Below are 13,796 nucleotides of genomic sequence, written 5' to 3'. Positions count from 1 at the left end.
TTTAATATTCGTTTTTCTTACCTAGCGGAGTTTTTTCAATTCCAGCTGTGTCAGATTCATGAAAACGCAATACCTCATTGTACGTTTTAATCACTTTTACATTATTTCCTTTTACAAGAATAGGAAATAGCAACATTTCAGGATCTTTTTGTAAGATCTTAATTGTATCATCTGCGTCCAGGCTAGTACCTTTTCCATATCTATTTTCAAACGTGGAATGTGATGTGTCTATAAGATTAGGAACTGTAATGTTCATTAAATCTGCCAGATCAGCCCATACGGTTCCAGTTACCTTGGTTTTAGAAATGTCAATCGTGTGACAGTCCTTTTCGGCACTAACTGTATAAGCTAGAATCTCTTTATGATTCTTAATCTCAGAATTATAAAAGAGAATGAGGACATGTTTATCGTTATTAAGTGCGGTCATTTGGTTAGGCATGGTCTATCATTTCAGATTTACGTTTCTCACATTGTGATTTAAGTTGGCTAACAACCTTAGCGACAGATTCATGGAAAGTTCCAAGTGATTCCTCGGCAAACAATCTAGGTCCTGGAGCACTCAATCGTATACCTACAATCATTCCCGTTTCTGGAGTAGAGGTGTTTTCTGTTTTATAAAAAACATCTGCTCTTGAAACCCATGAGTAACGATCAAAGATGGTTTGTAATTTTTCCTTAGTAAAGTTTTCTAGCTCTGTACTTCCAGAGACTTGCTGATAATTAAAGTCTATTTGCATGATTAATTTTTGATTTAAATTACAACTTATTTAAAGTTCTTAGTTCCTATTTAGAAAAGCTTTAACGCCGCATTAGCTTAAGATTAAGAATTCCATCGCATTCTCGTTAATATCCTATTAGAACTCATTGATTTGCCATAAATAGAGCAGTAGATTTATAATGTGTTTTAAAATAATGAGACCTTGATTTTATTGAATTTACGCTTTCGCGAAAGCGTGTACACTAATTTTACAGCATAAAAAAAACCCAAACACTCATGAATAGCATTTGGGATTATGTTTAAATAATGGGTGATTTACTTCACAATCTTAAATTCACATCTTCTATTAATGCGGTATTCATCCTCGCTACACATTCCTTCACTCACACAATTGTTAAGTGGTTGCATCTCACCATAACCTATACTTCTCAAACGACGGCGCTCAACACCTCTACTTACTAAGTATTCCATAGTAGATGCAGCTCGCTTATTTGATAGTTCTAGGTTGTATTCACTAGTTCCACGCGCGTCTGTATGTGAAGAAACCTCGATGTACATCGCCGGATATTTTTTCATTATTGTTACAAGTTTATCTAGAGTCTTTGCTGCCTCAGGCTTTATAACTGCTTTATCAAAGTCAAAGAATATTTGATCCAGTTCTACTTGAACATCTCCTTTACGATCTGGTTTTATAGTTTCCTCTGCATCTTGATAAGAAAGCATGGTAAGCATGATGTCATGAGAGATACTTCCATTTTTATCTGTTGAGAATTGGACATTTTGTGGGATGTACAACTTACGAGTTCCTCTTATCGTGTATTTTTTATTAGGATCGAGTTTAAAGAAATAACTCGCATCTTTTCCTACGATCATATCATCTATTAAGATTTCACGTTCATCTAGTAGTGATACTAACGAACCAGGAAGCAATTTACCAGAAATACTGTCTTGAACGACACCACTCACAGCATATTTAGTAAGGATATTATCTTCTCTTACAGATTGATATAATTTATCGATTCCAGAACGGTTAGACGAGAAAAATACTTTATCAGTTTTTTCATTAACGATATATGCAAAGTCATCTCGGGAACTGTTTATAGTTGTTCCTAGATTAATAGGAGTTGTGAATTCTCCATTCACTAAATCACTTCTATGAATGTCAAGTCCACCTACACCTTGTTTACCGTTTGTTGCATAGTACAAAGTATTAATATCACTCATGTATGGAAACTGATCTAAGTGTGGTGTGTTGATCTCTTTACCTAAATTTTGAGGTGTTCCATAAGTGCCATCTTCATTAATAGCAACTTTATACAAATCAAATCCACCAAAACCGCCTGGCATATCACTAGAGAAGTAAAGCGTTTTACCATCTTTACTGATGGCAGGATGCTGCACACTGTACATATCGTTATTGAACGATAGAGCTTCAACGTTTGTCCATTTACTTTCTATAAGTTCAGCTTTATATATCTTCATATTTGAAACACGAGAATCATCTATTTTAACACGGTTCTCATTGTTTCTATTAAAGTACATTACTGTACCGTTATTAGTGAACACAGCATTACTCTCATGTAAATTTGTATTTACCTCACTGAATGGCTCGATGTTTCCCAGCGTTCCATACTCATCGATAGTTGCTTTATATAAATCCAAGTATGGTAGTCCATTCCAAGCATAAACAGGTCGGTCTAAATTACGGGAAGAGGCAAAGACCACTTGGTTTGCATTTAAAAACGTCATCCCAAAATCACTATTAGTTCCTTGATTATTAACCGTGGCAACATTAAAATTATGAGGAGTGATTTTCTTTAATTCTTTTATGTATTCCTTAGTATTCCAGTCTTTACCATGATAATAAAGCAAGTAACGGTCAGCCTTATCGTAATCTTCTAATGCAAGTAAAGATTGAGCATATCTATAGATTCTATCGTAGTCCTCAATTGCACCGTAGTTATCTTCAATTTTGGAATAGGTAAACGCAGCTTTGGCCATATCACCGGTGAAGTAGTAACTATCTCCTAGATTTTTAAGGACTTGCTCCGTTTGTTTTAAGTTTTCGTAATTTTCAATGGCTTCTTTATAAGCTTGATCTTTAAAAAGTCTATTGGTCTTTTTTAAGCTTAAATTTTGAGCGTTTACTGATGTTGCAACAAACAACATAGTAAGTATAGAAGTTATGATTAATCTCATAATAGTCAGTATAGTATATTTTAAAAGAATCTAGGAGAACGATCGTAACCACTCTTCCAAAATTTTGATTTTACATTAAACAATAGCATGATCTCGTGAGAACCTGTATTGAAGTTCCCTAAATTATTAACGGTATAGTCATAAGCATATCCTACTCGCAGGTTAGGTGCTACTCTAAAGTTTACTAATCCACTAACAGCATCACCAAATCGGTAAGCAAGTCCAGCTTCAAGTTTTTCATTGAACAATACATTTGCTGTAAGGTCAAGTGAAAGTGGTGCGCCTTGAACTCCTTTAACCATAAATGCTGGTTTGAACTTGACATTTTTGTTAATATCAAATACATATCCACTGGTTAAAAAGAAATGAATTTCCTGAACTCCTGTAGACTGAATTCCGTTTTCATTTTCAAGATGTGTGGTAGTTAGAAGGTTAGGAGCAGATAGTCCTACATAATACTTATCTGTAAAGTAAAAAGCTCCTAAACCTACATTTGGAAAGCTTTGGGTTACATTTTCATTAAATGCAACATCAGTTCCTACGCCTCCAGATTGTAAATTAAAACCATCAAAGTTGGCATCAAATAAAGTAAGACCAGCTTTAATTCCTAAGGATAATTTTGCTTTTTCAGAAACTGGTAAGATGTATGCAAAATCTGCATAGATGTTATTTTCAGTAACTACGTTTCCTATATCATCGTTAGTAAATGAGAGTCCTAGCTCAACACGTTCACTCACTGGATAGTGGACAAATAGAGAAGCTGTTTTAGGAGCGCCTTCAAGTCCTACCCATTGCGTACGGTATAATCCACCTAGATTAATCTCGGCCGTATTACCAGTGGCATAAGCAGGATTAATAATATTCTGGTTATACATGTATTGCGTGAACTGCGGATCTTGCTGCGCAGTACTGTTCCAACCAGCAAAAAGTGCTACGGCTAGAAATATATATGTGGTATAAATGTTCTTCATGTTTATCATCTTTCTTGCGACTATCTACTTAAATAAAGTCTTCCTTGTTGTGGTTTATTAATTCCATCATTGAAATTTAAAATGTAGAAATAAACTCCTACTGGTAATTCAACATCATTCAACAACGCCTTTTGATTTGAGATACCGTTGAATCGAGGAGTACTATTTGTTCCTTCATAAACCAAGTTCCCATAACGGTTATATATTTCCATTTTAAAATCTGGATATAAAAACCCAAGATTATCTGCATCAAACGTATCATTTGTACCATCATTGTTAGGAGAGAATCCGTCTGGTATTTCTATGATGTCACATCCTGTTAAGTCTGCGATTATAGCAAGTCTTATGTTGCTTTCACAACCTGTAACTGGATCAATAAGTACTGCATAGTAGGTTGCTCCATCTACTAAAACTGTAGAAGAACTTAGTGGAGTAGTTCCATCTAATGCATCATACCAAACAACATTTGCACTCAATTCATCATATTCATTGATGTTTTGTGTGAGTTCTAATAAGGTAGGATTATCATTAATACAGAATATGTTTCCGTCCATGGTGATCGTAGGAGTAGGAGCATCGCCTACTGCTACAGTCACTTGAACTCTTACACTAGATTCACAACCTGTTGCATTTGTTTGAGAAGCAAAATAAGTGGTTCCATCTACTAGTAAATCAGAATCTGCAAGTGGTGTTGTTCCATCGATAGTGTCATACCAATTGATCATGGTTCCTGTTACGGCAGCATCTAAGTCCATTACCATAGCATCATCAGTGGCACAAAAATCAAGATTTGCATTTAGTACAGTTGGTGGTAAGCTATCATCTACTTGAATGTTGATAGTCGCAACAGCATCAGTCATACAAGGTGAAATAGCTGTTACTGTATAAGTGTAAATTCCAGTCCCATCAAGTTCAGGATTGAAAACGTTGCCACCACTGCTTAATAATGGCGACCAAGTTCCGTTTACATCTGGAGTTCCTCCTAATTGTGTTAATAAATCAACAGGTGTATCAATTACACAGATTGTTAAACTACTGTCTGTTCCTGCGTTAGGAGCAAGAGCAATCGTTACATCAACTGTTGCTGTTGATGTATTACAATCATTCATTACTGTATAAGAATAACTGCCAGCCATATCAACTAATGGATCAAAAACACCGGTAGTACTATTCAAAGTAGGTGACCATGTTCCGCCAGCATCTGCTGTTCCTAATAAAGTAAATAAGTCAATAGTTCCATTATCACTACATAGATTAATAGCAGCATCTGTTCCAGCAGATACTGGAGATTGCACAATCACTGTTACAATAGTTGAGGCATCTACACACGGTGCACTAGCTGTGATGGTATATTCAAAATTATAAGTTCCGTCTGCAACAGCTGTCGCGTCAAACGTGCTTCCTGTTAACGCTCCAGTTCCATCAGTATCTAACCAAGTTCCTCCAGCGTCTTGAGTACCATCTAAAGCGGTAAATAAGTCCACCATAGTTAAATCGCTACAAACAGTAAGTGGTACTGCAACACCAGTATTAGGAGTTAAGAAAATAGTGACACTAACCGCAGCAGATAATGAGGATTCACAATTTGTGATAGCATCTGTTTGTGTGGCAAAATAATCTTCTCCATCTACTAAAGCATCTCCAGGTGCTAATAATATAGTAAGTCCCATATCATCGTACCACTGAATGTTATTTCCTGTTCCTACTAAATCTGCAACTGTAGCATTATCACAAAATTCTTGTGTTGCTGGAGCGGTAGGAGCACTGATGTCATTAATGGTCACTGCAACTGTTTCCATATCACTTCCACAATTTGCTGTTGCTGCAACCGTATAAGTAAAGTTATATGTTCCAACAACAAGTGTATTCAAATCTACATTTGAACCGGTTAAAGCTCCTGTAGCGTCATCGTCATTCCAAGTACCGCCAGTATCGTTTCCAGTTAATTGTGTAAATAAATCTAATAATTGTCCAGCTGTTATATCAGAAATACAAATAGCAACGTCAGTTCCTGTTCCAGCTTCTGGAGCTGTTTCAATCGTAACTGGTACAACAGATGCAGAAACACAACTACCATTAGTTACTGTATAACTGAAGTTATAGGTTCCTGGAGTTAATAGAGTTAAATCTACATCACTTCCAGTAAGTGCTCCAGTTGCATCATTATCAGTCCATGTTCCACCAGCATCTTCTCCAGTCAACTGACCGAATAAGTCCAAAGGTGAGTTTGCAGCCAAATCAGTTTCACATACTATATAAGGAGTAACAGTTCCTGGATTGCCTATTTCAGAAATGATTACCTGAACCGTAACATCAACATCTGTACAAGTTCCTATCGCTGGAACTGAATATGTAAAGTCAAATGTCCCAGTTCCAAGTGTTGTTAAATCGATCGGGTTAGTAACGGCAGTTCCTGTAGTATCAGTTCCTGCAAACCAAGTTCCGTTGGTGTCTTGAGTTCCATCAAGCAAGTTGAATAAATCATAAGTCGAGTTTGCCGCTGCTTGATCTTCACATACTTCAAATGGCGTTCCTATATAATTACCAGATTCTGGTGCTGGCTCGATGGTAATCACAACCGTTGAGCTGTTCATACATCCATTTGCGTCAGTGATAGAATAAGAGAAGTTATAAGAACCAACTGCAAATCCTGTGATATCCACATTACTTCCAGTTAATGCGCCAGTCATATCATCATCGCTCCATGTTCCGCCAGCGTCTTGTCCTGTTAACTGATTGAATAAATCAACTGGTGAGTTTGCAACGAGATCATTTACACATATTAATAATGGAGTAGGAGTTCCTGTATTAGGCAACGGATTGATAATAACCTGAACCGTAACATCTACGTCTGTACAAGTTCCTATCGCTGGAACAGAATATGTAAAGTCAAATGTTCCGTTTCCAAGTGTTGTTAAATCGATCGGGTTAGTAACGGCAGTTCCTGTAGTATCAGTTCCTGCAAACCAAGTTCCGTTAGTGTCTTGAGTTCCATCAAGTAAGTTGAATAAATCATAAGGCGAGTTTGCCGCTGCTTGATCTTCACATACTTCAAATGGTGTTCCTACATAATTACCAGATTCTGGTGCTGGCTCAATGGTAATCACAACCGTTGAGCTGTTCATACATCCATTTGCGTCAGTGATAGAATAAGAGAAGTTATAAGAACCAACTGCAAATCCTGTGATATCCACATTACTTCCAGTTAATGCGCCAGTCATATCATCATCGCTCCATGTTCCGCCAGCGTCTTGTCCTGTTAACTGATTGAATAAATCAACTGGTGAGTTTGCAACGAGATCATTTACACATATTAATAATGGAGTAGGAGTTCCTGTATTAGGCAACGGATTGATAATAACCTGAACCGTAACATCTACGTCTGTACAAGTTCCTATCGCTGGAACAGAATATGTAAAGTCAAATGTTCCGTTTCCAAGTGTTGTTAAATCGATTGGGTTAGTAACGGCTGTTCCTGTAGTATCAGTTCCGGCAAACCAAGTTCCGTTAGTGTCTTGAGTACCATCGAGTAAGTTGAATAAATCATAAGGCGAGTTTGCCGCTGCTTGATCTTCACACACTTCAAATGGTGTTCCTATATAATTACCAGATTCTGGTGCTGGTAAAACCGTGATAACAATGGTTTCCATATCCATACAAGAACCGTTATCTATCGTGTACGTAAAACTATAAGGACTTCCTGCAACAGTAAAACCAGTGATATCGATAGGATTGACAACTGGTGCGTTTGCAGCATCTGTCCAGGTTCCTAGATTGTTATCTTGAGAACCATCCAGCGAATTAAACAAGTCGTAAGGCGAGTTTGCCGCTAAATCATTTACACAAAACTCTGTCACTACCGCGGTTCCAGCATTAGGATCTGCAAGAATCACTACTTGAACGGTTGTAGATTCTTCTGGACACGGATTAGGGTTAACGTTTTGGCTATAAGTAAAGTCATAAGTTCCTGGTGTAAAACCAGTGAAATCAAATGGTGAAGTCACCACAGGATCAGCACTTGATGTTCCTTGAGTCCATATCCCACCAGCATCTTCATTATCTAGCAAAGAAAATAAGTCTGCTGCAGTAGGAGCTTGCGATTCACAAAAAGTCAATGGATTCAAGGCCGATGGAGTTCCTGAAGTCAATACCTCATTAATAACGATTACCACAGTTGCCGTTTCATCTGGACAAGGATCAGTTCCCATCACTGTATAGATGTAATTATAAGTTCCTGCGGTAAGTGCGCTTATGTTAGTCGTTCCTGTGTTTCCACCTGTAATAGTAGTAGGACCAGTCCAGGTTCCAGTAGCATCTGGCATTCCCGTAAGTAATGGGAATAAATCAAAATTTGCTGCTGGTAAGTTATCAATACAATATTCAATAGTTGTCCCTACACCAGGATTTACTGGATCACTAATTTCAACGAGCACGGCAACCACATCGCTTTCACAAAAGAAGTTATCTGCCTGGATATAATAAGTCTCGCCATCTACTAATGGAACAGTTAATTGTAACGCCGGCGGAATAGGATTATTTGCACCATCCACACTATCGTACCAGTTAAAATTATCTGTCGTTCCTGTAGTTAAATCTGCAATGGTTGGATTAGTGTCTGAACAAAATTGTTGAACAGCTGGTGGAGTAGGAGTTGTAGGTGAAGCAAATACTGCCGTACTTCCTGACTCAATTTGTCCACGGCAACCTGCCGAGTCTTCAAAAACGATAAAATAGTTTGCGTTACCAGTTAGTGGACTTGTAGGATTCAGCATCATGGTAAGTGCAAAATCAGAATAGATTTCTACATTTCCACCAGCCGGAATATTTACGGTAAGCGCCTCATCTATGTAGCTCTGAACCGTAGGATTCTCGTTAGAACAAAAAATCGCGTCGAGACTCTGACCACTAGGACCTACATTAAAAACGACTTGTAGTGCTGGACGAGTTCCACAGTTTCCTGACGTATCGCCAGCGTAGTAAGTTCCTTCCAGTACTAGTTGTCCTGGTGGGATAGGAGTTCCACCTGTAGGATTTAAAAACCATCGCACAGGATTTGCTCCAGGAGTGGTGAAGGCATTTAAATCATTAAAAGTAAGCTGGGAAGCGTCACAAATGGTTTGTGGTGAAACTGGAACGCTAGGACATTGTGCTTGTAGTTGTAAAAAAGGCAACACTATTAATGCAATAAATAGCATCTTCCTTTTTGCAAAGCTGTTGTGTAAAAGTTGTTTCATAAAAATAATTAATCCTTATTATTCAATTTGTAAAAATACTTGTCCTTAAACCCTTTAAGGATAAGAGAAGCATTGAGTTATAAAACGTTCATCAACAATCTATAAAACGTAAGTATTATCGCTAAAATACATAATTTATAGTTTTTTAATCGATGGAGTTGCTTCTAAATTGTCAGGATAGGTGCTTATAGTGTTTATTCAAACCTATTAATGATGTATTTTTAGTGGAAAATGTTTTGGAAACGCTTTCGCGAAAGCGTGATAATGACCATTTTCTCTAAGGAAAAATAAAGATCTGACTCCAAACTTAAGATTCATAAAATTGAAGTATGCAGCGTAAACATGTAAAAATTGTAGATAAAAATTATGTTCCCGTTAGCTGGCAGTTGGAGCTTTTTATCGCTGGTGGAATTATCTTTTCATTATACACGAGTACCGACTATTTCAAGCATTTATTCCTTCTCAAGTATCCTATTTCAAATTTTGATTATGTGCAAGTGGCTTTGTTTTTTGGCACATATATATTAACGCGTGTCATGCTCATAGGATTTGCTATTAACTTAATCCTGAGAACGGTATGGCTTGCTTACTCAGGAATTAATCACTGGTATCCAGATGATGTGAATTATGACAATTTAAAACTTAACTTTTATCAAAAAAAGAAACATCAGGAAGAAGTAAAGGCCAGTGAGCGACTGTTAACACTGGATCGATGGGCAAATCTCAGTTTTGGCCTTACCATAATTTTTACGTTTATAGTGGTAAGTTCGCTGCTGTTGTTAGTCTTTGTTCAGTTTATTCTAGGAGACGTTTTTGGGTTCTATGATTTGATTAATAGTACTATTTTCAATTATACGGCAGCTATTCTAGCGCTGCTATTACAACTAGGCGTGTTTGATTTTATATTGCGCAAGAAACATAAACGTGGAGCGTTTTACAGGATAGGCGAGTGGCTGTACACCATTTATTACTATGCTACAGGATTATTTCTCTACCGTAGGGAATTGCTGGTGATGCGTACTAATGGTAAAACGTGGGTTTTGTTGACCTTCGGTAGTGCATATTTATTGCTGGCGCTTTTTATCTCTATTAATCAGATCGGTGAATTTTATCCTGCGGGAACATTTTCATTAAATATTTTTGATGATCGGGTAACTTTTGATCGTCGCAATGATTTTGTCATAGATTATCATGTGTATGAAGATCAGCTCAATGAGAATGAGGTATTTTTCAATGGCGGCATTCAAAGTCAGTACGTGACAGATAATTACCTCAAATTATTTATAGTGCATGATCGTAAATATGACTGGTATTTATCGCATGTGCATGATAGCTTAAAATATGATCGCGATTACAATCCGCCGGCGGTAGATAGCTTGCGCGAAAGGTACTTTGAAAAAAGAACTGAACTCGATCAACAATCCCTCAATTTATTACTAGAAGTAGAGCTGGATCACCAATCGTTAACAGATTTGCGCTGGGAACGTTATAAACATTATAAAACACAAGAAGAAGGATATCTCACTTATATTCAAGTGGATACACTTCAAAAAGGTAGGCATATCATTAATGCGTTTACGAGAAATCGATTTACGGGAACGGTGAAGAAGTCACTGAACTTTGGTGCGCCATTTTATGTCAATGAATGATAAGATGGTATTGTTTTTGAACCTTAATTAATAAACATATAGAACATGAGATTTTTAAAACCAGTTATTGCAATTCTATTTATCACGTTACTATGGAGCTGTAAATCGCAGCTGAGTAGCGCAGAGCGATTAGAACGCGACCAGACCTTGAATAATCTCGAAACACAAATAGAACAAGGAGATTATCAAATTATCATGAATGCTGCTTATCCATTAAGTACTAATTCTTTAAATGGCGTTCTCAACGAAGTATTAATTCCAAATGGCGATAGTGCGAGCCGTATAGATTTAACAGACCGTGATGACTTTATCACTATAAACAAATCAAATGTAAACGCAGATCTTTCATACTACGGAGAGCGCAGAATCTCCAGCGGCTACGGTAATCAAGATACCGGAATCCAATTCAACGACGCACCAAAAAATTACCGTTTACAAACAGATTATGAAAAAGGAACGATTCTAATCGACTATGTGGTAAACGATCAATCAGAATCCTATGATGTGAGTATAGAAATATTCAGCAAAGGAAATGCAAATGTTTCCATAAGCAGCTCACACAGATCCAACATAAGATATACCGGTGATCTAGAAATCATAGAGCGTAAGGAAGGATAGTTACAACTGGTTAGATTGGTCAAGATAGAAGGATCGTGTTCTTGATTTACAAATATTCTATTTGACATAATATAAATTATGGTTCAAAATAGGTTAATGTTAATTATAGGTAATAGTCTGGTTCAATGACCATTGTCACCTAAATAAACGTTTCTATAAATTCAATATTTGATACATTATACAGAAATAATAATTCTGCGCGATTCTAAGCGATTAGAATTTATAGGTCTTTTCTATATCAATCTTTGAATTCAAAACCTTAATCAATTCCGTTGAGCCATATGTATAAATGTCTTTAATATCCAGGACTTTAATTTTATGGAAGTAATTCTTTCCAAACACAGATTGAGTAAACTTTAAATGTTTATGATCCATAACAGAAATCTCATGTGCTTGTTTGAAATCTTGGCTATATATTAATCCTCTACCGTTTTAGAACGGTCTTTATTTACTGAACAGATGAAAAGGATTTGTTTATTTGACATAATATATTTATTAACAACCAAGATTTTATAAATAATAATTCTATAAATAACTCAGAATGTAAATGAATCCAAACAATTTAAATAACTTCACATTCTAAAATTCTAAACTATTCAATGGGTATTGCGTTATTCCTCTTTTTATTTGGTGTGCTCTCCTTTCTTTTGTTCATACCTATTTCTACCATAGTACATGAATTAGGACATGGAATAGTCGCTCTTATAAATACTAAAAAGAAAGTTACTTTATATATAGGTTCTTTAGGTGAACCGGAACATGCATTTAGAATACCATTGGGTAGATTAATACTGGTGTTTAATTTAAACCTTATCAAACCACGTGGCGGACTGTGTAGACTTGAAGAACCTCAAATGTCTTTTAATCAGCAATTCATTTATGTGCTTATGGGTCCTGTGGCCACTCTATTCCTAGGGCTTTCTTGTTCTTATGTCTCATTTTTCACAAACGTGCATGATAATGTAAAAATGCTATTCTTTCTCTTTAGCATTTACTCATTTATTGACTTTATGAGAAACATAATGCCAAGCGATCGTGCCATGGTAATTGATAACGGTTCCATGGTATTTAATGATGGTATGCAGCTAAAACAACTCTTAAAATTCAAGAAATTTGCTCCAGATTATGAAAAAGGTGTTAATCATTTTAATAATCATGACTTTGATGAAGCAGTTGTAGTTTTTGAAAAGTTATGGGCTGACGGTTATCAGGAAATTATAATGTATAAACTATTGATTTCAAGCTATTTACAAGTAAAAAAAAGATCTAAAGCAATAGCTTTAAATAAAATTTTTAATGAAGAGCATATCAAGTCTTTTGATTTCCTTGATTATGGAAATTCGGCTTTATTAAAGTCTTATGAAGGTGATTATGAAGAGGCTATTACTCAATATAACGTAGCCTTAGAAACTGATCAATACATGGATATTCTTCTCAACAACCGTGGTTACACATATAATTTAATGGGTGAATATGAGCTAGCCTTACAAGATTTTGAAAAAGCCATTACCTTGAATGATAGTTTTGCTTATGCTTTAAATAATCGTGGCTTTGCTAAAGTTAAACTAGGCTTAAAGGAAGAAGGATTACAAGATCTTGAAGCTTCTATGAAGCTTGACGATCTCAACTCCTATTGTTATCTGAATTTTGGTATTTATCATTTTGAAAATGAAGAGTATCAGCAAGCTAATAATTACTTTTTAAAAGCTCAAGAATTAGATGCTACCACTGTAATGCTTGATGAATACTTAGAAAAAAACAAAGTATATCTTGTTTATAGCAATAAACCAATTTTGCATAATAACCACATTTCTATTACTTTTTGCGAAAGCGAAATAATAAAACCAAAAAATACACAGAGTAAATAACCACTCCAGATTATATCTTACCCCACAAAAAAAGGCACCATGTCAATATAAACAACATGCCTTTTTAATAATATACTTAAGAGTTATCCCTATGATTCTACTTCTGTCTTAAAGCTCCATTTATAGATTAATATTCCTACTCTTCCTATTGCAAATGAAAGCAAGCCAAACGTAATGGTTAATAAAGCTACTTTTAAACTTCCTGCAAAAAGATCCGGTCTGGTTTCTCCCAGTGCTTGTACCATGTCAAACAAACTTATAATAGCCATAAGTGAACCAAAACAGCCAATGACTAATGATAATAAGCTGGTATCTACTGCAAGGCCTATCATCTTTTTGGAATAGGTTTCGTCTTTGACTTTGCTTAAAAAAGCTTTTACAATAAAAAATAATGTCAGTAATAACAGCGCTAGAATAATGTACATTACTGGTCCGCCTTCATTTAATAATCTCATAGTTAATAGTTTTAAAGTTTAATAATTATTCAAACCTAAGAGGAAACATTACTTCAAAAATAAGTAATGCGACTAACAACCATT

At 35.9% G+C, this 13,796-nt stretch carries 9 protein-coding genes; 3 read left to right on the top strand and 6 right to left on the bottom strand.

The features are described from left to right. Nucleotide 1: 1 nt before the first annotated feature. The 5 genes from ACSHWW_RS06450 to ACSHWW_RS06430 all read right to left on the bottom strand — a co-directional run bounded on the left by ACSHWW_RS06450 (nucleotide 2) and on the right by ACSHWW_RS06430 (nucleotide 9,122). Nucleotides 2-439 carry a hypothetical protein gene (locus ACSHWW_RS06450; RefSeq protein WP_435681610.1) on the bottom strand — a complete coding sequence of 146 codons (438 nt, stop codon included), beginning with the start codon at nucleotides 437-439 and terminating at the stop codon, nucleotides 2-4. Further along, nucleotides 432-737, bottom strand: a complete 306-nt coding sequence (locus ACSHWW_RS06445; RefSeq protein WP_435681609.1) for an HPF/RaiA family ribosome-associated protein — start codon at nucleotides 735-737, stop codon at nucleotides 432-434. Before ACSHWW_RS06445 ends, ACSHWW_RS06450 begins: the two co-directional genes overlap by 8 nt. Before the next feature lie 296 nt (nucleotides 738-1,033). Next, nucleotides 1,034-2,917 carry an OmpA family protein gene (locus tag ACSHWW_RS06440; RefSeq protein ID WP_435681608.1) on the bottom strand — a complete coding sequence of 628 codons (1,884 nt, stop codon included), beginning with the start codon at nucleotides 2,915-2,917 and terminating at the stop codon, nucleotides 1,034-1,036. A 20-nt stretch (nucleotides 2,918-2,937) separates the two neighbouring features. Then, nucleotides 2,938-3,888, bottom strand: a complete 951-nt coding sequence (locus ACSHWW_RS06435; protein ID WP_435681607.1) for a PorP/SprF family type IX secretion system membrane protein — start codon at nucleotides 3,886-3,888, stop codon at nucleotides 2,938-2,940. Between the two features lie 20 nt (nucleotides 3,889-3,908). Continuing rightward, nucleotides 3,909-9,122 (bottom strand): gliding motility-associated C-terminal domain-containing protein, encoded by a 5,214-nt coding sequence (locus tag ACSHWW_RS06430; protein ID WP_435681606.1) that lies wholly within the window; start codon nucleotides 9,120-9,122, stop codon nucleotides 3,909-3,911. Between the two features lie 329 nt (nucleotides 9,123-9,451). Here ACSHWW_RS06430 and ACSHWW_RS06425 point away from each other — a divergent pair, with 329 nt between their 5' ends. The 3 genes from ACSHWW_RS06425 to ACSHWW_RS06415 all read left to right on the top strand — a co-directional run bounded on the left by ACSHWW_RS06425 (nucleotide 9,452) and on the right by ACSHWW_RS06415 (nucleotide 13,257). After that, on the top strand, nucleotides 9,452-10,771 hold the full coding sequence (locus ACSHWW_RS06425) for a hypothetical protein (protein ID WP_435681605.1): 1,320 nt from the start codon (nucleotides 9,452-9,454) through the stop codon (nucleotides 10,769-10,771). Between the two features lie 45 nt (nucleotides 10,772-10,816). Next, the gene (locus ACSHWW_RS06420; RefSeq protein ID WP_435681604.1) at nucleotides 10,817-11,389 is read left to right on the top strand and encodes a DUF4251 domain-containing protein; all 573 of its coding nucleotides are present in this window, start codon (nucleotides 10,817-10,819) and stop codon (nucleotides 11,387-11,389) included. Nucleotides 11,390-11,988: 599 nt separating this feature from the next. Beyond that, entirely contained in the window at nucleotides 11,989-13,257 is a 1,269-nt protein-coding gene (locus ACSHWW_RS06415) for a tetratricopeptide repeat protein (protein ID WP_435681603.1), read from the top strand. Between the two features lie 89 nt (nucleotides 13,258-13,346). Here ACSHWW_RS06415 and ACSHWW_RS06410 read toward each other — a convergent pair whose 3' ends face one another. Further along, nucleotides 13,347-13,712 carry a MotA/TolQ/ExbB proton channel family protein gene (locus ACSHWW_RS06410; protein WP_435681602.1) on the bottom strand — a complete coding sequence of 122 codons (366 nt, stop codon included), beginning with the start codon at nucleotides 13,710-13,712 and terminating at the stop codon, nucleotides 13,347-13,349. Nucleotides 13,713-13,796 lie beyond the last annotated feature (84 nt).

Source organism: Nonlabens sp. (genome assembly GCF_051251825.1).
Classification (GTDB): Bacteria; Bacteroidota; Bacteroidia; order Flavobacteriales; family Flavobacteriaceae; genus Nonlabens.
This window is presented reverse-complemented; position numbering and strand designations above follow the sequence as displayed.

Bases quoted from the DNA above. Each gene is read 5' to 3' on its own strand.
- ACSHWW_RS06440 (WP_435681608.1), bottom strand. From the start codon at position 2,917: ATGAGATTAATCATAACTTCTATACTTACTATGTTGTTTGTTGCAACA.
- ACSHWW_RS06420 (WP_435681604.1), top strand. From the start codon at position 10,817: ATGAGATTTTTAAAACCAGTTATTGCAATTCTATTTATCACGTTACTA.
- ACSHWW_RS06430 (WP_435681606.1), bottom strand. From the start codon at position 9,122: ATGAAACAACTTTTACACAACAGCTTTGCAAAAAGGAAGATGCTATTT.
- ACSHWW_RS06415 (WP_435681603.1), top strand. From the start codon at position 11,989: ATGGGTATTGCGTTATTCCTCTTTTTATTTGGTGTGCTCTCCTTTCTT.
- ACSHWW_RS06445 (WP_435681609.1), bottom strand. From the start codon at position 737: ATGCAAATAGACTTTAATTATCAGCAAGTCTCTGGAAGTACAGAGCTA.
- ACSHWW_RS06450 (WP_435681610.1), bottom strand. From the start codon at position 439: ATGCCTAACCAAATGACCGCACTTAATAACGATAAACATGTCCTCATT.
- ACSHWW_RS06410 (WP_435681602.1), bottom strand. From the start codon at position 13,712: ATGAGATTATTAAATGAAGGCGGACCAGTAATGTACATTATTCTAGCG.
- ACSHWW_RS06435 (WP_435681607.1), bottom strand. From the start codon at position 3,888: ATGAAGAACATTTATACCACATATATATTTCTAGCCGTAGCACTTTTT.
- ACSHWW_RS06425 (WP_435681605.1), top strand. From the start codon at position 9,452: ATGCAGCGTAAACATGTAAAAATTGTAGATAAAAATTATGTTCCCGTT.